At 63.4% G+C, this 20,611-nt stretch carries 19 protein-coding genes; 9 read left to right on the forward strand and 10 right to left on the reverse strand.

Annotated features, from left to right (window positions below; all coding sequences use genetic code 11):
- Positions 1–78: 78 nt before the first annotated feature.
- The 6 genes from dmpG to ACSUZC_RS21320 all read right to left on the reverse strand — a co-directional run bounded on the left by dmpG (position 79) and on the right by ACSUZC_RS21320 (position 6,529).
- Complete coding sequence (dmpG, locus tag ACSUZC_RS21295) at positions 79–1,107, reverse strand: 4-hydroxy-2-oxovalerate aldolase (RefSeq protein ID WP_439030440.1); 1,029 nt, start codon at positions 1,105–1,107, stop codon at positions 79–81.
- Positions 1,104–2,075, reverse strand: a complete 972-nt coding sequence (locus tag ACSUZC_RS21300) for an acetaldehyde dehydrogenase (acetylating) (protein ID WP_439030441.1) — start codon at positions 2,073–2,075, stop codon at positions 1,104–1,106. The genes dmpG and ACSUZC_RS21300 overlap by 4 nt, the downstream gene beginning before the upstream one ends.
- A 5-nt stretch (positions 2,076–2,080) precedes the next feature.
- On the reverse strand, positions 2,081–2,902 hold the full coding sequence (locus tag ACSUZC_RS21305) for a 2-keto-4-pentenoate hydratase (protein ID WP_439030442.1): 822 nt from the start codon (positions 2,900–2,902) through the stop codon (positions 2,081–2,083).
- A 186-nt stretch (positions 2,903–3,088) separates the two neighbouring features.
- Positions 3,089–4,132 carry an amidohydrolase family protein gene (locus ACSUZC_RS21310; RefSeq protein WP_439030443.1) on the reverse strand — a complete coding sequence of 348 codons (1,044 nt, stop codon included), beginning with the start codon at positions 4,130–4,132 and terminating at the stop codon, positions 3,089–3,091.
- Positions 4,133–4,316: 184 nt separating this feature from the next.
- Positions 4,317–5,570 carry an aminodeoxychorismate synthase component I gene (locus ACSUZC_RS21315; RefSeq protein WP_439030444.1) on the reverse strand — a complete coding sequence of 418 codons (1,254 nt, stop codon included), beginning with the start codon at positions 5,568–5,570 and terminating at the stop codon, positions 4,317–4,319.
- A 299-nt stretch (positions 5,571–5,869) separates the two neighbouring features.
- On the reverse strand, positions 5,870–6,529 hold the full coding sequence (locus ACSUZC_RS21320; RefSeq protein WP_439030445.1) for a TetR/AcrR family transcriptional regulator: 660 nt from the start codon (positions 6,527–6,529) through the stop codon (positions 5,870–5,872).
- Between the two features lie 302 nt (positions 6,530–6,831).
- On the opposite strand from ACSUZC_RS21320, the gene ACSUZC_RS21325 reads away from it, so the two are divergent.
- The 6 genes from ACSUZC_RS21325 (at position 6,832) to ACSUZC_RS21350 (ending at position 13,448) form a co-directional block, all read left to right on the forward strand.
- Positions 6,832–8,211 carry an NAD-dependent succinate-semialdehyde dehydrogenase gene (locus tag ACSUZC_RS21325; RefSeq protein ID WP_439030446.1) on the forward strand — a complete coding sequence of 460 codons (1,380 nt, stop codon included), beginning with the start codon at positions 6,832–6,834 and terminating at the stop codon, positions 8,209–8,211.
- A complete protein-coding gene (locus ACSUZC_RS21330) occupies positions 8,211–9,041 on the forward strand; it encodes a cyclase family protein (RefSeq protein WP_439030447.1) in 831 nt (276 codons plus the stop codon). Before ACSUZC_RS21325 ends, ACSUZC_RS21330 begins: the two co-directional genes overlap by 1 nt.
- Positions 9,042–9,211: 170 nt before the next feature.
- A complete protein-coding gene (locus ACSUZC_RS21335) occupies positions 9,212–9,649 on the forward strand; it encodes a carboxymuconolactone decarboxylase family protein (protein ID WP_439030448.1) in 438 nt (145 codons plus the stop codon).
- Positions 9,650–9,658: 9 nt separating this feature from the next.
- Complete coding sequence (locus ACSUZC_RS21340; protein ID WP_439030449.1) at positions 9,659–10,429, forward strand: CoA transferase subunit A; 771 nt, start codon at positions 9,659–9,661, stop codon at positions 10,427–10,429.
- A gap of 35 nt (positions 10,430–10,464) precedes the next feature.
- Positions 10,465–11,082 carry a 3-oxoacid CoA-transferase subunit B gene (locus tag ACSUZC_RS21345; protein ID WP_439030450.1) on the forward strand — a complete coding sequence of 206 codons (618 nt, stop codon included), beginning with the start codon at positions 10,465–10,467 and terminating at the stop codon, positions 11,080–11,082.
- 56 nt (positions 11,083–11,138) lie between these two features.
- The gene (locus tag ACSUZC_RS21350) at positions 11,139–13,448 is read left to right on the forward strand and encodes an FdhF/YdeP family oxidoreductase (protein WP_439030451.1); all 2,310 of its coding nucleotides are present in this window, start codon (positions 11,139–11,141) and stop codon (positions 13,446–13,448) included.
- Positions 13,449–13,539: 91 nt separating this feature from the next.
- Here ACSUZC_RS21350 and ACSUZC_RS21355 read toward each other — a convergent pair whose 3' ends face one another.
- From ACSUZC_RS21355 to ACSUZC_RS21370, 4 genes are all read right to left on the reverse strand, one after another.
- Entirely contained in the window at positions 13,540–14,655 is a 1,116-nt protein-coding gene (locus ACSUZC_RS21355) for a fumarylacetoacetate hydrolase family protein (RefSeq protein WP_439030452.1), read from the reverse strand.
- A gap of 70 nt (positions 14,656–14,725) precedes the next feature.
- Positions 14,726–14,962: a hypothetical protein gene (locus ACSUZC_RS21360; RefSeq protein ID WP_439030453.1), complete on the reverse strand. Its 237-nt coding sequence runs from the start codon at positions 14,960–14,962 to the stop codon at positions 14,726–14,728.
- A gap of 58 nt (positions 14,963–15,020) precedes the next feature.
- Positions 15,021–15,308, reverse strand: a complete 288-nt coding sequence (locus ACSUZC_RS21365; RefSeq protein WP_439030454.1) for a hypothetical protein — start codon at positions 15,306–15,308, stop codon at positions 15,021–15,023.
- Positions 15,305–16,180, reverse strand: a complete 876-nt coding sequence (locus ACSUZC_RS21370; protein WP_439030455.1) for a hypothetical protein — start codon at positions 16,178–16,180, stop codon at positions 15,305–15,307. The genes ACSUZC_RS21365 and ACSUZC_RS21370 overlap by 4 nt, the downstream gene beginning before the upstream one ends.
- Before the next feature lie 588 nt (positions 16,181–16,768).
- On the opposite strand from ACSUZC_RS21370, the gene ACSUZC_RS21375 reads away from it, so the two are divergent.
- From ACSUZC_RS21375 to ACSUZC_RS21385, 3 genes are all read left to right on the forward strand, one after another.
- Complete coding sequence (locus tag ACSUZC_RS21375) at positions 16,769–17,800, forward strand: fumarylacetoacetate hydrolase family protein (protein WP_439030456.1); 1,032 nt, start codon at positions 16,769–16,771, stop codon at positions 17,798–17,800.
- A 72-nt stretch (positions 17,801–17,872) separates the two neighbouring features.
- Positions 17,873–19,180, forward strand: a complete 1,308-nt coding sequence (locus tag ACSUZC_RS21380; RefSeq protein WP_439030457.1) for a hypothetical protein — start codon at positions 17,873–17,875, stop codon at positions 19,178–19,180.
- A gap of 54 nt (positions 19,181–19,234) precedes the next feature.
- Positions 19,235–20,596, forward strand: a complete 1,362-nt coding sequence (locus tag ACSUZC_RS21385) for a hypothetical protein (protein WP_439030458.1) — start codon at positions 19,235–19,237, stop codon at positions 20,594–20,596.
- The last annotated feature ends 15 nt before the right edge of the window (positions 20,597–20,611 follow it).

Below are 20,611 nucleotides of genomic sequence, written 5' to 3' on the forward strand. Positions count from 1 at the left end.
GGACATCCATTGCCTCAGAACACATGAGACCGCGACGGGCACAATGCCGCCGCGGTCTCGATGCCGTCGACCGTCGGGTCAGAGAGTGCGCACAGTCGCGGTGTCACGCAAATCCAGCGCGATGTCGACGATCAAATCCTCCTGCCCGCCGACGAGTCCGCGGCGACCGACTTCGAGCAAGATGGTTCGCACGTCGACCCCGTAGCGGTCTGATGCGCTCTCCGCATGGCGGAGAAATGACGAGTAGACCCCCGCATATCCGAGAGTGAGGGTCTCGCGATCGACCCGAACCGGACGGTCTTGCAGCGGTCGGACGATGTCGTCCGCGGCATCTTGGAGGGCGAAGAGGTCGGCGTTGTGCTTCCACCCGTACTGATCTGCGACAGCGACGAAGGGTTCGATCGGACAGTTTCCGGCACCCGCACCGTGGCCGGCCAGCGAGGCATCGACCCGAGTGGCTCCTGCCTCGACGGCAGCGACCGAGTTCGCAACCGACAGCGACAGGTTCTCGTGCGCATGGATGCCGATCTCGGTGGCGGGGTCGAGGACCTCCCGGTAGGCGAGGACCCGCTCTCGGATACCCGTCATCGTCAGTTTGCCTCCTGAGTCTGTGACGTAGACACAGTTGGCCCCGTAGCTCTCCATGAGGGCGGCCTGTCGGGCGAGCTCGACGGGTTCGGTCATATGGCTCATCATCAGAAACCCCGACACGTCCATGCCGAGCTCACGGGCCGTCGCGATGTGTTGAGCCGAGACATCGGCCTCGGTACAGTGCGTCGCGACCCGTACCGACCCGACACCGAGTCTGTGCGCCTGCTCGAGATCAGCTATGGTCCCGATCCCGGGGAGCAGCAAAGTGGTCAGCCGCGCGTGGCGCAGACGGTCCGCGGCGGCTTCGATCCACTCCCAGTCGGTGTTGCTGCCGGGCCCGTAGGTGAGACTGCCGCCCGCGAGGCCGTCGCCGTGGGCCACCTCGATACCGTCGACCCCGGCAGCATCCAGCGCGCCGACGATCGCGCCCACGTTCTCGGGCGAAATGCGATGGCGTACCGCGTGCATGCCATCGCGCAGGGTCACGTCCTGTAAGAAGATCTGGACCGCACTCATGCCCGGGCCCCTTCCGAGTCGTCGGTCATCCGCGACGCGACGCTGTCGGCGTACTGCACCGCTGCCGAGGTCATGATGTCGAGGTTTCCCGCGTACGCGGGAAGGTAATGCGCAGCGCCCTCCACCTCCAGGAACACAGTCACCTGATGGGTTGGGATACCTCCGTCGGCCGGAATGAGGGTGTGCACGGGCTGATCCGCCGGAACAGGCGTGATCTGTACTTGCTGCTTGAGCCGATATCCGGGGACATAGGCGGCGACGCGCGCCACCATGTCGTGAACCGCATCCACGATCGCCTCGCGATCGGCGGCCTTCGGCGCCGTCGCGAGGCAGAGTACGGTGTCGCGCATGAGCAGCGGCGGATCGGCTGGGTTCAAGATGATGATGGCCTTACCTCGGCGAGCACCTCCGACCGATTCGATTGCGTGCGAGGTCGTCTCGGTGAATTCGTCGATGTTGGCCCGAGTCCCGGGTCCGGCCGACTTCGATGCGATGGACGCCACGATCTCGGCATAGGCCACCGGCACGATCGAGGACACCGCTGCCACGATCGGGATCGTCGCCTGGCCGCCGCAGGTGACCATGTTGACGTTCGGCGCATCACGGTGAGTCTCGAGATTGACTGCCGGGACGACAAACGGGCCGATTGCGGCGGGGGTGAGATCGATCAGGCGCTTCCCGTACGGCGCCAACTTCTCCGCGTTCGCGACGTGCGCTCTGGCGGAGGTGGCGTCGAAGACGATGCCGACATCGTCAAAACCGGGCATCCTGATGAGGCCGTCGACTCCCTCGGCCGTCGTCGGGACACCAAGGCTTCGAGCCCTGGCAAGGCCATCGGAGGCGCTGTCGATTCCGACCATGGCGCCGATGTCGAGGTTATTCGAGTTTCGCAGCACCTTCATCATCAGGTCGGTGCCGATGTTGCCCGATCCGATCACGGCCACCGATACGGGACCCTTTGCATGCATACCGATCACTCCTGAATGAAAGTCGCTGTGACAGAGCCAAGCCCAGATATCGTCGCGCTGACGGTGCAGGCATCGATCACCGAGGCCATCGGTCCGAGAGCTCCCGAGAGGACGACCTGGCCTGCGCGCAGCGGCTGACCGTACTCTCTCGCCGTCACCGCCAGCCACCTCAGGGCATTGAGCGGATCGCCGAGACAGTCGGCGCCGGTCCCTCGGGAGACGACATGCCCGTCGACCGCCATCTCCATGATCACGTCGATCGGCTCGACCTCGTCGAGGCTGCCACGAGCGGCGCCCAGGACGAAGAGTCCACTTGAGCCATTGTCGGCGACAGTGTCCACAAACGTGATGTCCCAGTCGGCAATCCGGCTGTCAACGATCTCGAGCGCGGGGACCATGCAGCTCACTGCTTCGCGAACCTGTGCATACCCGAGGTCCCCCTCGGCCAGATCTGCCCCGAGCACAAAGGCCACCTCGGCCTCAACCCTCGGCTGCAACAACCGCCCCATCGAAATCGGCGAATCCTCCGGACAACGCATGTCGTCGAGGAGCATCCCGAAATCGGGCTGATCAACCCCCAGTTGATGCTGTACCGCGGTGGAGGTCAGCCCGACCTTCCGGCCGACGACTCTGGCGCCTCGCGCGACCAGGCCGGCGACGACTTCCTGCTGCACCGCGTACGCGCTCGTCGTGTCCTCCGGAGCGATGAGGTCACGGATGGGCTCACAAGGTATTCGGGTTTGCATCGCTGACATCAATCTGCGACGCGCGGCGTCGACGGCGTCGCCGTCTCTGCCCACGCTGTTCACGGCCTCGGCGCTACTCATGACTACTCCCGGTTGCTGATCGAGGAGGCGCTTTGTGCGCCCCCAGTGACCTTGACCGAGCGAAGTTAGTTGCACCAGTGCTCGTTCCGCCCACTCGAACACCTGCGGTGCGTATCACGGCCGGCGGTCGACGGGCGCGGCCGGCTCTCACACCGGCCGAAGGGACGCGCGGTAGCTGCCCGGCGGTCAGATCGTCAGGCGGAGTAGCCTGGCAGCGGTTTCCCCCGCCACTGCCCGCGCGGCGGCGGTGTCGAGCACCGAGAGCCGTTCCATGGGAGCATCTTCTGCCATGTCATAGGGATAGTCCGTTCCCAGAACCACCCGGTCGTGACCTGCGGCAGCGATCAGCGCCTCGAGAGTATCGGTGCGGTAGACCAATGAGTCGAAGTACAGCGACTCCAGATAGTCGCTCGGCGGCCGGGCCATCGTGCGCGATTCTGGACGTACCCGAAACGCATGGTCGGCGCGCCCGAGGTAGTGGGGAAAGTAACCGCCACCATGAGCACCGCACACGATCAGGTCCGGAAACCGGTCCAACACACCGCCGAACACCATGTGATACAAGGCTGTGGTGGTCTCCAGCGGCTGGCCGATGATGTTCCCGAGGTAGAACGACGAGAGACGGTCCGAGTAGTCACACCCCCAGGGGTGGACGAAGATCGGAACTCCCAATTCTTGCGCGGTGTCCCACAGCGGATCGTATCCGCGATCCGAGAAGTCCCGGCCACGCGCGTTGGACGAGATCTGAACCCCCCGCATTCCCAGTTCGGTCACCGCGTGGCGGAGCTGGTCGGCGCCGCAGTCCGGAAACTGCAATGCCACGGTTGCCAACGCCACGAGACGGTCGGGCGCGTGCGCAGCTGTGCATGCAAGCGACTCATTGATCGTTCGGACAATCACTTCCGAGAGCTCGCGGCCCGCCCAGTAGTGGTACTGAAGGGGTGTGACGCTGACCGCCTGTACGTCGACACCCATCGCGTCCATCGCTCCGAGCCGAACATCGATGTCGGTCATCCGGGTATGCCATTCGCCGGCGAATCTCTTGGCGTTGACCTCTATCGATTGCTTGCCGAAGAGAGTCAGCTGCGCGGCACGTTCGGCCGACGCCTCGGGAACACCGGCGATGACCCGATCTACCTCGTCGACGTAGCAATGGGCGTGGACATCGACGACCGGGCCGCCGATGATGTTCTGTGTCATGAGTAGAGATCCTTTACCTGCCGATTCCACAAAGCGGGATCACGATCGGCAATTCGACTGACGCCAAGCCGTTTCGGAACGGGCCGGTGCGGAGTTCTGGCGGAGCGTCCATGAGCGCAGCGCTCGCAACGATCGGTCCTGCGCGGACCACTGGCGTTGGCGTCGAGCTTAGGAGCTACGAAGGTCCCTGTGAACCGCGGATCACGGATACCGGCTATTCGCGCGACGCATACATCGGCGCGCGTGGGCTGTCTGCACGGACGCCGGACACGTCGAAGGCGACGATGGAGGCCGCTTTGTCCAGGCACTCCTGCCACTCGGCCGCCGGATCGGAGTCGATTGTGATTCCCCCTCCGACGCCGAGGACGGTCTGTCCCGCTGCATCGACGGTCACGGTCCGAATCGCCACGTTCATGTCCAGACCTACTGCGGGCGAGCGGACACCGATACTGCCGCAGTACACACCCCGCGGCCGCGATTCCCATTTCGCGATGAGAGCACGAGCGCGCAGTTTGGGCGTGCCGGTGACCGACGCCGGTGGGAAGGCAGCGGTCACGAGCGTACGATCGTCGACGATCGGCGCGACCTCGGCTTCTATCGTGGAGGCGAGATGCCATACCCCTGGCGCAGGAACAACGCGCAGCAGCTCGACGGCACTCACTGTCCCGACCTCTGCGACACGACCGAGGTCGTTGCGCACCAGGTCGACGATCATGATGTTCTCGGCCACGTCCTTGTCCGATGCCCGCAGGTCAGCGGGGTCGCGTGACAATGGCAGGGTGCCCTTGATCGGGCTCGAGCGGACCACCGGTCCCCGTCGGGACAGGAACGTCTCCGGAGAGAAAGAGAGCACAGCCCCGCCGTGATCTCCGGTTTCCATGTACGCAGCCTTCCGTGATCCCAACGCGGACACGACATCTGCGAAGTAGTCGACACCGGATCCGACCAGGCGCCCCTCGAAAGCCGTACAGACACAGGCTTGATACACCTCACCACATCGAATCGCCTCGAGACACAGATCGATTGCCGACAGGTGAGGATCACTGCTGGGCACCGTCCAGTCCGCGCGCCACGACTTGTGCGGCACCGGTCTGAACGCCTGCATCACCCACTCCGGGCACGGCGCTCCGCACGTACTCGTCCACCACCAGCACCCAGCACGATCGCGACAAAGCACTGAATCCGCTGTACCCCCGACCATTGCGAAGACCTCGGCGTCGGTCGACTCGTCCGGGAAGGGTACGTACCCGAACCAGAACGCGTCGACGTCGTGGTCCACGCCGATTCCCTCCTGAATGAGGATCGACGGTGCGATCACCGCGGTGTGATCCAGCCAGTCGCCGATCAGAGCGGCCGGCGCCGGGATGCCGCGTTCACTTGCCGCGCGGTGCAGGGACCGGAGCAGTTCGGTGGCCGAGACGTCTTCCGCTCCGATCCGGAACGTGTCCCGCCCGGGAGGGGATGTCATGTGCCGGTGATCTTCTCGTCGCCGCCTTCCCCGGGTTTCTCCCTTGGGGTCAACGGGGATCGGGTCACAAGGACCCCTCCGTGTCCGCATCCAGACGATCGTCGGACGTCGACGAGCCGTCCGCGTTGTCGCTCGCCGCGGTTGAACTGTGGTCGTCGGCGGCTGACTCTCCGATCTGATCGAGAGAGAGACCATGCGCGCACGCCATTGTCACGCTCGCGCAGAGCGCGGTCGATCGTGGGATCGTGTCATCACCCACCGCTCGCGGCGACTTGCGCCGATTCAATGGACTCCACATGTCAGTCAGCCGCTTTGACGAGACCACTCGATGACGGAAAGGACTGGACGCCAACACTTCCGGACAACCCGGCCACGATGAAGGACCGGAGGAACTCGGCCTTGTCCGCGTGCGGCACAGCCCCCAGGCGGTGGGCTCGCGGCTCGGCGACACTCTGGGTCAAGGCACCGACGCTGAACAGGTAGGCCCACTCGTGGAATCCCGGAGGGCGGTCCGGAAGTGCCGAGCGCAGCGCGTCGATGAATGCCACCGCGAGCGGATCGAAGAATCTCTCCATGACCGGCCTGTCGACATTCGACGGATCGGCCGTCTCGCGCAACACCAACTGTGCGAACCATCGATCCTGCGGATCGTCGTGTAAGGCCAGGGAAGGCCCGATCAATGCGTCGATGATGGCAGGCAGAGCATCGGGTGACGATCGATCCTCGATGCCCTGCAGGAGCTGCAATCGTCGCTCGTTCACGTACTGCCGGCGAGCAAAGATCTCGGTGTACAGCGACATCTTGGTCTCGAAGTGGTAGACCACCAGTGCCACTTTGACGCCTGCGTAGTTCGCCACCTGGCGCATGGTGGTCCCGTGGTAACCCTCTGTCGCGAAGAGGCGTTCACAGGCGTCGAGGATGAGATCACGGGTTCGTTGCCCCTGTGCCGATCTCTTCACTTCCGAAGGTCCGGGCCTTCGGGCGTCAGGGCCCCCGGCCGTCGGTTCCGCGAGTCTTGTCAGGTCGTCGATCGGGTCCACAACCCTCCGTGGTCCAGGCGGTGAGGGGGTAACGCACTCACCTGGGATCAATGACCCGAAAAGCGAGTTCCTGTTCACCGCTCGTACCGCAACGTAGATGAGACCACCACCTTAACCCTGTACGTACGTTTAGTCCATCCATTGCTTTTGCATTTGTACGTACGTACAGTCAGCGTTCGAGTCGGTCTCCGAGGGGGACATTCGCCTACGGAAGGAACACAATGGCGCTCGAATCAAGAAATCCTGCGGATGGGGTTCTGCTGCAAGAGGTCCCGGAGATGACATCCGACGCGGTCGAGACCGCTGTCCAGTCGTCGTGGGATGCGTTCGCGCGATGGCGGGCCGTCCCGATGAAGCAGCGAGCCGACCTCGTTCGCGCGCTCGCGCAGGGATTGCGGAAGAACCAGAAGCAGCTGGCGGAACTCGCCACCCTCGAGGTGGGCAAGATCATCGCCGAGTCCGAGGGCGAAGTCGAGAAGTCCGCTGTTTTCTGTGAGTACTACGCCGACAACGCCGAGCATCTCCTCGCCGCGCATCCGATCGACGGGGGCCAGTGGGAGAACTGGATCGAGTACGAACCGGTCGGTCCCCTACTCGCGGTCATGCCGTGGAACTTCCCCTATGTGCAGGTCTTTCGATTCGCACCGGCCGCCCTGATGGCAGGAAACACCGTCCTGCTGAAACATGCGTCGAATGTGCCGCAGTGCGCGTTGGCGATCGAAGAGCTGTTCAGGGCTGCAGGTTTCCCGGACGGCGTTTTCCGATCGCTCCTCGTCGAACCGACCGCGGTGGACGGCCTGCTCGCCGATCCACGAGTCCAAGGTGTGACACTCACCGGAAGCGAACGTGCCGGCAGTGCTGTCGCCGCTGCGGCCGGTCGCCACCTCAAACGTTCGGTCATGGAACTCGGTGGATCGGATCCCTTCATCGTCCTCGAGGACGCGGACATCGACCAGGCCGTCGCGGCCGGCGTGACGAGCCGGTTCACCAACGCCGGCCAGGCGTGTATCAACGCCAAGCGACTCATCGTCGTCGACGCGATCGCCGACGAGTTCGAGGAACGTTTCGTCCGCGCCGTCGAGGCGCTGCGCCTCGGCGATCCGATGGACCGCGACACGCACATCGCCCCGGTCGCCGAGCCGCGCTTCGCACAGACACTCAAACGACAGGTCGACGACTCCATCGCCGCAGGCGCTGTCCTGCGTACCGGCGCTTTCCTCGACCGCGAGCCCGGCACCTACGTCAAGCCGATCGTCCTCACCGGCGTGACGGCGTCGATGCCCGTCTTCCGGGAGGAGACTTTCGGTCCCGTCGCCGTCATCGTGCGCGTCCCCGACGAAGACGCCGCGATCGCCGCCGCCAATGACTCTGCCTACGGGCTGGGCGGATCGATCTGGACCGGAGACACCGAACGCGGGAAACGGATCGCACGCCAGGTCCAATCCGGCATGGTGTTCGTCAATGCCATCGTGGTCTCCGATGCGCGCCTTCCCTTCGGAGGTATGAAGAACAGCGGATACGGACGTGAACTCGGCCCCTGGGGTCTCCGGGAATTCACCGAGATCAAGTCGATCGCCGTCGCCGAACCACGGGATCAGTGATGACTTCGGACATGCACCAGTCCCTCGACAGCGACCTCGTCTCGCTTTTCGGCGTCGCCACCCGGGTGGTGGATCTCAGTCAGCGCCTGAGTAACTCGACGTCCGCCCACGAGACGATGCCGCACACGATCGAGTACTTCGAGCACGAACAGACCGCAGAGTCGGTGAGTCCGGCACTGGGCCTGCGGCCCGAACATTGGTCCCACCGGCAGGCGTGGGCTTGGGAGCGCGTCACCCTCACCACCCATTCGGGTACGCACATCGATGCCCCTTACCATTACGGTCCCGTCGATGATGCCGGCCACCGCCCGCGTACGATCGACGAAGTTCCGTTCAGCTGGGTCATCGGCAACGGTGTTGTTCTCGACATGCGGGAATGCACCCGGGACGACGGAATCACCGCCGCTGACATCGAGGCCGGGCTCCAGCGGATCGATTATTCGATTCGGCCACTCGACATCGTGCTCATCCGCACCGACGTTTCCCTCCATTACGGCGAGCCGGGTTACGACCTGCTCCACCCGGGACTCCGGCGCGATGCCACGGCCTACCTCGTCGAACGTGGCGTACGACTGATCGGCATCGATGCGTGGGGCCTGGACCGCCCGATGGACGTCATGGCTGCGCAGGCGCTGGCCGGAGACACCGATCAGCTGTGGGAATCACACAAATACGGTGTCTCCCATCAATATTCGCAGATCGAGAAGCTATGCAACCTCAACCTATTGCCCGCCAAGGGACACGGCTTCCACGTTCTGGCATTGCCGGTCTGCCTCGAACGCGCGAGTGGCGCATGGTCGCGGGTCGTCGCGCTCGTACCCGAGGTGTGACCGCGCACGATGGGGCACCCGTCGAACGGCTTCGCCGCTTCCGGCCCGCGGAATTGGACACTGAGCAATCAGCTGTCTACAACTCCATCGTCGGCGGCCCCCGTACACAAAGCCGTCAGTCCTTCGACATCCTTGCTCCGGACGGGACGCTACACGGGCCCTTCAATGCGATGCTGCTCAATCCGCACGTCGGAGATGCACTGCAGCGCCTGGGTTCGGCCATCCGCTTTCACACCGAACTCGAACCGCGGGTCCGCGAGGCGTGCATCCTGCTCGTCGCCAACACCCTCAACAGCGATTTCGAAAAGTACGCCCACGAAACAGTGGGCGCCGGCGTCGGACTCACCGGACAAGAACTCGAGATGCTACGAATCGCGGAGGCCGACTCGTTGCCATTTGCCGACGGGAGCCCCGAGAGGCTCTGTCTCGAACTGGTACTCCGACTGATCAGAGACGAACAGATCGACGAGCCCTTCTACACAAGGTGCGCGGATGAACTGGGCCGACCGTGCCTGTTCGAGCTCAGCGCGCTGGTCGGGTACTACCGACTACTCGCCACTCAACTCGACCTCTTCGACGTACGCCGACCGGATATGACGAGCGGATAGGACACATCAGTGCATTCCAAGGTGTTCAGCACGACCGCGGACGCGGTCGCCGACATCAAGACCGGGTCATCCCTGGCAGTCGGCGGCTTCGGCCTGTGCGGGATCCCCGATCAACTCATCGCCGCGCTGCGGCGCCTGGGTCCCCGGGAGTTGGAGATCTTCTCCAACAACTGCGGGGTCGACGACCACGGGTTGGGCCTCTTGCTGGCGAGCGGTCAGGTCAAGCGTGTGACCGCATCGTATGTGGGAGAGAACAAGGAGTTCGAACGCCAATACCTGAGCGGGGAACTCGAGGTCGAGTTGACGCCCCAGGGCACACTTGCGGAGCGACTGCGAACGGGCGGTATCGGAGTACCGGCATTCTTCACCCCGGCAGGGGTCGGGACTTCCGTTGCTGACGGTGGAATGCCCTGGCGCTACGCCCAGGACGGTGCCATCGCGATCGCGTCGCCGGCAAAGGAGACGCGCGCCTTCGGAGATCGTGAGTATGTGCTCGAGACGTCGGTCACCACAGACTTCGCACTCGTCCATGCTCGCATGGGTGACACGGTGGGGAACCTGGTGTTCGACAAGACCGCAATGAACTTCAACCCGCTGGTGGCGATGGCCGGGCGGGTCACGATCGCCGAAGTGGAAGAGTTGGTGCCGCAGGGCGTCATCGACCCGTCGCACGTGCACACACCCGGGGTCTTCGTCCAGCGAATAGTCGACACGGGCCCACAGGACAATCGGATCGAGAAGCGCACAGTTGCGAGCGCGACGACAGGAGGGTCCCGGTGAGCTTCACACGGAGGAGGGGCTGGACACGGCCCGAGATGGCAGCGCGTGCCGCGGCGGAGATGAGAGACGGGGAGTACATCAATCTGGGCATAGGATTGCCGACCTTGATCCCGGACCACCTCGACCCCGCCATCCGTGTCACATTGCATTCGGAGAACGGCATTCTCGGCACGGGGGGATATCCCACCGACGATCAGGTCGACCCTGACCTGATCAACGCGGGAAAAGAAACGGTCACCGTTCGACCTGGCGCAGCGTACTTCGATTCCGCCGTCTCCTTCGGCATGATCCGAGGCGGCCACATCGACACCGCCGTCCTGGGCGGAATGCAGGTATCCCAGAGTGGGGACCTCGCCAACTGGATGGTTCCCGGAAAGATGGTGAAGGGCATGGGCGGCGCAATGGATCTGGTCCACGGTGCCAAACGGGTCATCGTCCTCATGGAGCACACCGATCGCCACGGAGTCAGCAAGATCGTCGAAGAATGTACGCTGCCACTCACTGGTAGACGCGTCGTCGATCGCATCATCACCGATCTCGGAGTCCTCGACGTGATCGACGGTCATCTCCGACTCGCCGAGCTCGCACCGGGAGTTACGACGGATACGGTTGTCGAAGCAACCGATGCGCCGATCGTCGTAGCCGCGCATTGAACCGAGTTCCGGCGACCTGCACCGAGCGGTCACCTCGAGACGAGAGCTGATGAGCCATGTACACCCCAGCCCCACGACTTGATGTCAGCGACGACGATCTGATCGTCACAGGCGAGAAGGATCATGCCGCTGGGTTGAAAGCCGTGTTGGTGTCGTTGCAGCGCGGTGTGGAGCAGATGGGGGTCGGGCGTACGGTTCGTACCCTGACAAAGCTGAACCAGCGCAACGGCTTCGATTGCCCTGGTTGTGCCTGGCCAGAAACGCCTGGACACCGCAAACACGCCGAGTTCTGCGAGAACGGCGCCAAAGCGGTGGCCGAGGAAGCCACCCGCCGCGTCGTCGACCCCGAGTTCTTCGCCACGCACCCGATCGCCGAGCTACTCCAGCGCAGTGACTACTGGCTGGGCCAGCAGGGCCGCATCACCCACCCGATGGTGCTGCGACCCGGAGCAACCCACTACACACCGATCGACTGGAACACAGCACACGCGATCATCGCCCGCGAACTCAACGCGCTGGAATCGCCAGACCAAGCCGTGTTCTACACCTCCGGCCGCACCAGCAACGAAGCCGCGTTCCTCTACCAACTCATGATCCGGGCATTCGGCACCAACAACATGCCCGACTGCTCCAACATGTGCCACGAATCATCCGGATCCGCGCTGACCGAGACCATCGGCATCGGCAAAGGCTCGGTATCGGTACCCGACATCGAACACGCCGACCTCATCCTCATCGCCGGCCAAAACCCCGGCACCAACCACCCCCGCATGCTCTCCACCCTGGAACAAGCGAAAGCCAACGGCGCCCGCATCATCGCCATCAACCCACTACCCGAAGCCGGACTCCTACGCTTCAAAGACCCCCAAAAACTCCACGGCATCATCGGCCACGGTGTCGCCATCGCGGACGATTTTCTCCAGATCCGCATCGGCGGCGACCAAGCACTCTTCCAGGGTTTGGCCAAACTCGTCCTCGACGCCGAAGACGCCGCACCCGGCACCGTCCTCGACCACGACTTCCTCACCGACCACTGCACCGGCTGGGACACCTACGCCGACCACATCCGCCAGGTCGACCTCGACGTCGTCGTCGAGGCGACCGGCCTCACCCTCGACCAGATCCGCACCACCGCACACGCGCTCATCACCTCACGAGCCACGATCATCTGCTGGGCCATGGGATTGACCCAACAAACCCACGGGGTCGCGACCATCCAGGACGCCGTCGCCCTGCTGCTGATGCGCGGCATGATCGGCAAACCCGGGGCAGGCGTATGCCCCGTCCGCGGACACTCCAACGTCCAAGGCGACCGCACCATGGGCATCTGGGAAAAGATGCCCGAGGAGTTCCTCGACGCCCTCGACACCGAATTCACCATCACCAGCCCCCGCCACCACGGACTCGACGCCGTCGACTCCATCCGCGCGATGCGCGACAGAAAAGCGTCGGTGTTCATGGCCATGGGCGGCAACTTCGTCGCCGCCACCCCCGACACCGAAGTCACCGAAGCCGCCTTGCGTAATTGTTCACTCACCGTGCAGGTGTCGACCAAACTCAACCGCTCACACGTGGTGACCGGACGCACCGCGCTGATCCTGCCGTCTCTGGGTCGGACTGACAAAGACATCCGCGGTGGTCGCACACAACTGGTCACAGTTGAGGACTCCATGTCCATGGTGCATCTGTCCCGCGGCGGCCTCACCCCCGCCAGCAAACACCTGCGCAGCGAAGTCACCATCGTCTGCGAACTCGCCCAACAACTACTCGGACCCCACCATCCGGTGCCCTGGCAGCAGTTCGCCGACGACTACGACACCATCCGCGACTCCATCGCCCGTACCGTCCCCGGCTTCACCGACTTCAACACCCGCGTACGGCAACCCGACGGCCTCGCCCTACCCCACCCACCCCGCGACGAACGCCGCTTCGACACCGCCACAGGCAAAGCCACGTTCGTCGTCAACAGCCTGCGGTGGGTGCCCATACCCGCGGGCCGACTGATCCTGCAGACCATGCGCAGCCACGACCAGTACAACACCACCATCTACGGACTCGACGACCGCTACCGCGGCATCAAGAACGGACGACGCGTGCTGTTCATCAACCCCGCCGACATCGAAGCGCTGGGGTTCGACGACGGGGACCACGTCGACCTCGTCTCCGAATGGACCCGCCCCGACGGCACACTCGAAGAACGCCGCGCACCCAACTTCCGACTCGTCACCTACCCCACCCCCATCGGCAACACCGCCGCCTACTACCCCGAAACCAACCCCCTCATCCCCCTCGACCACGTCGCCGACGCATCCAACACACCAGTGTCCAAAGCAGTCACCATCCGACTCGAACCCCGCGACCTCTGAACTGTCTCGCCCCGCCTGAGAGCTACCCGAAGCCGGCCGGCACGACGTGCCCGTGGCCCGACACCGTCGAGCAACCGCTCGAGACCCGAGCCTACTTCTGGGGGGAAGGTGACTCCGCCGTCGTTGTGCGACCGGCGAACGGGGGTAGACCGAAGAACGGCTTCCTGCTGTTCGAGTCCTCGGCCACCACACGATGACGCTGGCTCCCCAGCCCGGTGATACGTATGTCGATGACGTCACCCGGCACGAGCCACTTACCCCCATGCACGGCGCCGTTTCCGGGAGGAGAACCCATCATGAGCAGATCCCCGGGCAGTAGCGAAAGTCGTTCGGAGGCATACGCGAGGTACGTCTCGGGCGAGAAGATCATGTCGTCTGCCGGCCAGTCCTGCATGCGCTCACCGTTGACGTCGAGCTCGATCTGCATCTCAGAGCGGTCCGGGAAGAACTGCTTCGGAACGACCAGGGGCCCGGCCTGTGTGAATGTCGGCGGGTGCTTCGCGATCCAGTCAGCGTTCCACTTGATGTCGTCTCGACTGAACAGCTCCCCGGTGTGCATGTCGTTACCGATCGTGTATCCCGCAATGAAATCCCCGGCCTCTTCCGGGCTGAGATACCGTGGCGCGCCGCCGGCGATCACGACGGTCAGCTCTGCTTCCCAATCATGCTGCACACCCACCGCGGGCAACACGATGTCGTCATCAGGACCCACCAGTGACCCGTGCGCCGCCAGCCAGATGAAGGGCATCCCCTGCGCGCGGGTTTCCTGAACGAACGTCAGGTTGCGCTCGTAGAAGTCTTCATCCGACTCGCCTTCACGACGCTGCTTCTGATAGTTGCCGTCGTTGAAGGTGTACATCTCTGCGGCATGCTGCCGATAATTGGAACCCGCACAGAGGATCTGAGGGCGCACGGTGGGGGCCAACAGTTCGTAGTCGCCGAGGCCCCCGCCGGTGGCCGGCGCACGTGACGCAATCCGCTCCAGAGCGTCGAAGGCTCGGGGCCAGTCGCCATAGAGTGAATCCTGGTCCGGGAATTCGGCGGACACGTCGACGATCTCTCCACCCGGACGCACAAGTGCATTGATGACACGACCCTTGTCGAGCAATCTCGCCAACCCAAACGTGTTCTCAGCCAGACCCGTCGCCGGATCGATTGCAGTCATGACGTTCACCTCTGAAGAGTCGGAAAGCACACCAATACCCATGTCGCCCCGGGGAGACGCGTTGGCGCGCCGGCGTCCGGAACTCCCGGATCGATCCCAATCAGGCTGGATATCAGAGGAATTCGTCGGCCGACTCGGTGAGCGCCTTGGATTCCGCCCAGCCGCACGGACGACCACAACTCACGTGCAGCACGCGATCGTCCTTCCTCGAGCCCCAGCAGCGTCCGACCACGGTTGCGGTCGCGTGGTGGCCGCACTGCGGGCATCGTTCGAAGAAGTCAACCCGCTCGTATGTCCACGTCCGGACCGGACGGGACAACCACGCCTGCGGCCCTGATTCACCAGTCACGTTGCTTCTCCTTGCCTGTGGCCCTACCGCTGCCGAAGCACTTGCGCGCCATCACGCCTCAGGTCATGATGTCGCGAAGCTCGAGCCCTTGCAGCTCGTCGACGTACTCGCGAATCTTGTCCGGATTCATCGGCGCTCGCGTTCGGAGCGCTGTCTTGAACATGAGGAATGGGTGGGCACCGACGGTCAAAAGGGCTCTGTAGTCGAGCGTTTGCAGTGCTGTGCGCTCATCGTCGGTCAGGTCGAATCCGGCGGCGAAGTCGGACGGGTTGTTCACCACACGCCGCGTCTGCTCGGCGGATGTATATATTGTCCAGAGAGCCTTGTTCAATTCGTACGTACTCATTCTTCATCTCCTTCATGAAGGCAGGCCTCATCCCACTCGAGGTACGCCTGGGCGAACGTCACGGGCGCGGATGTCAGCTCGCACCAACTGGGAACACGTCCGCCGGCCACCCCCCACCCGACGAGATGCACCATGAACCCTGGCGTGCCGTTTCCGTGCGCGTAGAGCTGTTCCCACGTGCACTCCGGAAGAAGGTCGTCGACCCTCCCCGTCGTAAACAATTCCCAGGTACGAAGATCCCAGGCCGTCACTGGTTCCTTCGAGTAGTTCAGCATCGCCGGGCCACCGACCGAGTTCTTCATGTGCCCGGTGGCGATCACCGCGACCCGGATGTCCGCTGGGTAGGCCTCGATGACGTCTCTCAGTGTTCGTCCGAGGTCGAAGTATCGCCGGCCCGGTGGAAGCGGTGGCAACAGGACGTTGGTCCAGAGCGGGACGACGGGGATGTCTTGCTCGGGCCGCACGTACGTGAGGGGAACCGTGAATCCATGGTCGATCTGGTACTCGTTGGAGGCCGTCAGGTCGAAGTGGCGAGCGAGACCCTCCTCCAGGATATGTTGTCCAAGAGCATGATCACCGGCGGTCGCATAAGGAGGAAGGCCGTAGACCTCCAGCTCCCACGGGAAGGGGCCGGTGGTGCGGGCACTCTTACCCACCGCGAACGCTGGAACCCCGTCGTAGAACCATTGATTGAAATGGTCGCCGGAGGCCATCACGATCACATCAGGCTTCGCAGCATGCAGGGACTGCCGCACCCGTTCGAAATTGTCGAGCATTCGGCGGAAGATCGGATGCCCGTCCTCGACAGCGGCGAAAGCTCTCGAAAGGGTCGGATCGTGCGGAACAATGCAAACATGCACTAGGCGTGCCACGTCATCTCCTCAGTGGTGGTCTGGTATCCGAAAATTGTTCGCCGCGAGAGAGAATCGATCGCGGCGGCGGGTATTCCGACTGGCGAGAAAGCGAGGGAACAGTCCAACGGTCGGCGGCCCGCAATCGTTGAGCCCCGGGAGGTGGTCGGCCCTGGAGCCGACCGACGCCGCGAACCCGAGGCAATCGCCCAGACGCGCCCCGACGCCGGCCGGTTCGCGTGTGCTGTTACTGAGCTCACATGGGTTCACCGTAGCGGGTGCGCATTCGACGAGGAACAGCGTCATCTGGATAGGTGCCATTCGCCCTATCGATAGCCGATTCGGCCCCAAACCGGCAGCACGCGTTCGCTCGGCACTGCAGCATGTTCGGTACACGCACGATCGACCCTGACCGGTATTCATGAGACTGATGGTCCGTATAACGGAACACCGCTTCCCGGATCGATGAGGTTCAGGTCACACTGGTGTCAGCAAGCAATGCGGATCCCAGCGGCCGACGATGTGGTGACACCTCCGCCCTCCGCCGCTGACGCGCGCTCAAACCCACCAGGCCGCAACAGGTATGGCATTCTACAGATTGGCACCTACATGACCGACGAGAACCTCACCACAGGACTGGCCACAGGAACTTTCGGACTCGCCAGGCTCTCCGAGCCCGAGCGCACGTTCCAGGCAATCGTCCGCCCCGACGGATCAGTTCTCGATATCAGCTCGGATTTTCCGACTTCATCGACGCTGTACCGTGATTGGGACCGAACCTTTGATCGCCTGGTTGCATTGAACGAGACAGGCGTTCCTCTCCCTGAGCCCTACAGCCATTTCGGTGTTCTGCCACCGACCGAGCACCCTCAGGTTCTGGGTGCGGGGTCGAACTACTTGCAGCACGCGGCGGAGATGTACACCCACACAGGTGAATACGAGAAACTCCGGGCTGAGGGCGAGTCGAACGAGTCCTTCTTCGGCCGCAACATGGAATTCATGAAGACGCGTCGGGCCACGGGTATCCCGTTCATCTTCATGGTCACCCACGGCGCTGTCGTCGGAGCCACAGATGACATCGTCCTGCCTCCGATCGGCGTCAAGCACGACTGGGAAGGCGAGCTCGGGCTGGTGCTCACCGGAGACTCACCACGCTTCATGGACCCGGAGGAAGCCATGTCGCACATCGCGGGCTTCACGATGATCAACGACATGCACACGCTTGACTACTTCACTCGCTCGGATATCCGCTGGAGCCACGACTGGATCATCAAGCAGCAACCAGGGTCCAAGATCGCCGGCCCATTCGTGGTTCCCAGACAGTTCGCCGATGCTCTCGGTGACATACGGATCGAACTGCGGGTGAACGGTGACGTCAAACAAGACTGGCCGACCTCGGACATGATCTTCAGCCCCGGCGAGATCGTCGCGTACGCATCCGAGCGCATGAAGATCCTCGCCGGCGATCTGGTCATGACCGGTTCTCCTCCGGGTAACGGTGGCGTCCACGGCCAGTACCTCAGCCCTGGCGATGAGGTCACGTTGCACCTCACCGGGCTCGGTTACCAGCGAAATTCCGTAGTGGCGGAACCGCTTCCGGTGGGTCGCACCCCGTTCTACGGGCTTCCTCCCCAGGACTGATCCGACTACTTCTACCCACGCCGAACCGCCCTCACCGGGTTACACGAGCCACCATGTCGAAAGGACGCGATCATGAACACCTACTCCGCCAAGGCGGTCGTCGAGCAACTACGAGGCCCCGTCGTGGGCGACATGAACTGGCTGTGGGGGCAGCTGGAGCATTCCGGGTGGGTCAAAGAACAGCTCTCCTGGAAAGAGACGTGCTACATCGGCGACTGGTCTTTCATCTGGCAGAAGCGGTTCTCCGGACCTGATGCGCTTCGGCTCTTGTCCGATCACAGCGTCAACAGCTTCGAGAAGTTCGAGCTGTGGCAGGCCAAGCACCTGTCGATGTGTGACGACAACGGGAAGATCATTCACGAGGGAATCGCCATCCGCGAAGGTGAAGACCAGTTCATGATCTACGCGCTTGGTTGCTACTACCTGGAATGGCGTGCACAGCGGCTGGGATATGACGTCACGGTCGAAACGCTGGAGGGATACAGCCTCCAGGTATCGGGACCGAACGCACTCAAGACACTCGAGAAGGCATCGGGAACCACACTGCGCGACATCAAGTTCATGCACGTCGGCCACATCGAGATCGCCGGAACCCGGGTCGGGGCCCTGCGCCAGGGGATGGCCGGTGAGGTCGGATTCGAACTGATCGGCCCGATGACCGATCGCGACAAGATCCACGCCGCCGTGATGGACGCCGGCGAAGAGTTCGGCATCGAGGAAATGGGTGCCCGGGTCGCAATGATCAACCACCTCGAGGCCTGCTTCCCGACAATCGGCTGGGACTACATCCCGGCCATCTTCGGACCCGACATGGTGTCTTATGTGGACAAGATCCGCACCGAGATCCCCGGCCTGCTCGAAATGTTCATCCGCATCAAGGGCAGCTTCGAGTCGGACGATCCAGCCGACTGGTACCGCAGCCCCGTTGAGCTCAACTGGGGCCGGAACATCAAGTTCGACCATGAGTTCCGCGGCCGCAAAGCGCTCGAAGAGGAAGTGGCGACGCCTCGCCGCAAGATGGTCACCCTCGAATGGAACGCCAACGACGTGATCGACGTCTATGCGTCAGCTTTCGATCCGAGCCGCCCGATGTACACGCCCATGGAGATCCCCCGCGACATGCGCGGTCATATCGTCGCCGACAGTGTGCTCAATGCCGACGGCGACGTCGTCGGTGTGACGACATCCCGGGGTTACAGCGTCTACTTCCGTCGGATGTTGTCGCTCTGCACGATCGACGTCGCACACGCCGAACCAGGAACCGAGGTGGTGGTCGTGTGGGGAGACCCGGGTACTCCGCAGAAGCAGGTCCGGGCGACCGTGGCCCCCGCTCCCTACAAGGAAGACAACCGGAGGGCTGACCTGACCGCAACGGTCTGAAATGCCGAACCTCCCACGCTGACCGTTACGTCACCACTTCGAAAGAGATCCGCCGTGCCACAGTCGCTTCAAGACAGAATCAACGAGTCCGGCAGCCCGGTCGAACTGCTACGCGGGGTACCCGCACTCAACTACCCGTTCTGGTACCCGCCCGAATGGTCCACCTGGTACGACGAGCAAAAGGCATGGATCGAAGGCGCAGTCCTCTTCGACCAGACCCACCACATGACCGCGGTCACCTTCCGTGGCCCCGACGTCAAACGCCTGCTCAGCGACACCGGTGTCAACAGCCCGGCGAACCTGGGCAACAACCGGGCCAAGCAGTTCGTCGCGTGCGCACCCGACGGACACGTGATCGGCGACGCCATCCTGTTCGGACTGGCCGACGACGAGTTCAGTCTCGTCGGGGTTCCGAGCGCGGCGAACTGGGTCGAGTTCCAAGTCCGGCGAGGAAATTACGACGTCGAGGTAACGCGTGACGAAGCCACCCTGTTCAATCGTTCCGGGCAACGTCGGTTCTGGCGATTCCAGTTGAACGGTCCTCGGACCCAGGACATCATCGAGGCCGCCGCAGACGCGAAGTTCGACCACATCGGCTTCTTCCGGATGGGCGAACTGTCCATCGGCGGGACGCCCGTGTACGCACTCAACCACACCATGTCCGGCGTACCGGGCGAAGAATACACCGGCCTCGAACTATGGGGTCCGTACGAACACCTGCACACCGTGCTGGACGTCCTCATCGACGCCGGAACCGAGCTGGGGCTACAGCGCGGAGGAGCGACGTCCTATGTGACGACATTGGCCGAATCAGGGTGGATCCCGATGTTCGTTCCGGGCATCTACACACAGGACGACATGCTTGCCTATCGCGAGTACCTTCCGACGCACTCGCTGGAAAGCGTTCTCTCACTTCAAGGCAGCCTCGAATCCCACGACATCGAGGACTTCTACATGTACCCCTGGGACCTCGGGTACGGAAACCTCGTCAAATTCGACCACGACTTCATCGGCCGGCAGGCGCTCGAGGCCCGGGCCGACGAGTCCCGTCGTCGAAAAGTCTGGTTGCGCTGGAACACCGACGACGTGTCGCGCATCTCGCGAGACAGCATGTTCGGCACCGGTGAGCGACCGAAGATCATGTGCCTGCCGAACTGCACCCCCGTCACCGCCTACTACGACGCGGTACGAATCGACGATCGGATCGTCGGGGCATCGATGTGGGGCGGTCTGTCCACCAACATCGGTGAGGTCGTGAGCCTCGCCTCCCTGTACGAGGACGACGCACGCGACGGGGACGAGGTCGAAATCACCTGGGGGGAACCGGATGGCGGGGCAGGGCGGCAGTACATGCAACCGCACGTCCAGACGACGCTGCGGGCCACAGTCAGCACGCAACCGCCACGGACCCACTAGCCCGGGATTGAAGCC

Source organism: Gordonia terrae, from assembly GCF_051789125.1.
Classification (GTDB): Bacteria; Actinomycetota; Actinomycetes; order Mycobacteriales; family Mycobacteriaceae; genus Gordonia; species Gordonia terrae_A.

Coding starts and splice junctions, on each gene's coding strand:
- dmpG (WP_439030440.1), bottom strand. CDS start 1,107: ATGAGTGCGGTCCAGATCTTCTTACAGGACGTGACCCTGCGCGATGGC.
- ACSUZC_RS21300 (WP_439030441.1), bottom strand. CDS start 2,075: ATGCATGCAAAGGGTCCCGTATCGGTGGCCGTGATCGGATCGGGCAAC.
- ACSUZC_RS21305 (WP_439030442.1), bottom strand. CDS start 2,902: ATGAGTAGCGCCGAGGCCGTGAACAGCGTGGGCAGAGACGGCGACGCC.
- ACSUZC_RS21315 (WP_439030444.1), bottom strand. CDS start 5,570: ATGACATCCCCTCCCGGGCGGGACACGTTCCGGATCGGAGCGGAAGAC.
- ACSUZC_RS21325 (WP_439030446.1), top strand. CDS start 6,832: ATGGCGCTCGAATCAAGAAATCCTGCGGATGGGGTTCTGCTGCAAGAG.
- ACSUZC_RS21330 (WP_439030447.1), top strand. CDS start 8,211: ATGACTTCGGACATGCACCAGTCCCTCGACAGCGACCTCGTCTCGCTT.
- ACSUZC_RS21335 (WP_439030448.1), top strand. CDS start 9,212: ATGCTGCTCAATCCGCACGTCGGAGATGCACTGCAGCGCCTGGGTTCG.
- ACSUZC_RS21345 (WP_439030450.1), top strand. CDS start 10,465: ATGGCAGCGCGTGCCGCGGCGGAGATGAGAGACGGGGAGTACATCAAT.
- ACSUZC_RS21350 (WP_439030451.1), top strand. CDS start 11,139: ATGTACACCCCAGCCCCACGACTTGATGTCAGCGACGACGATCTGATC.
- ACSUZC_RS21355 (WP_439030452.1), bottom strand. CDS start 14,655: ATGGGTATTGGTGTGCTTTCCGACTCTTCAGAGGTGAACGTCATGACT.
- ACSUZC_RS21365 (WP_439030454.1), bottom strand. CDS start 15,308: ATGAGTACGTACGAATTGAACAAGGCTCTCTGGACAATATATACATCC.
- ACSUZC_RS21375 (WP_439030456.1), top strand. CDS start 16,769: ATGACCGACGAGAACCTCACCACAGGACTGGCCACAGGAACTTTCGGA.
- ACSUZC_RS21380 (WP_439030457.1), top strand. CDS start 17,873: ATGAACACCTACTCCGCCAAGGCGGTCGTCGAGCAACTACGAGGCCCC.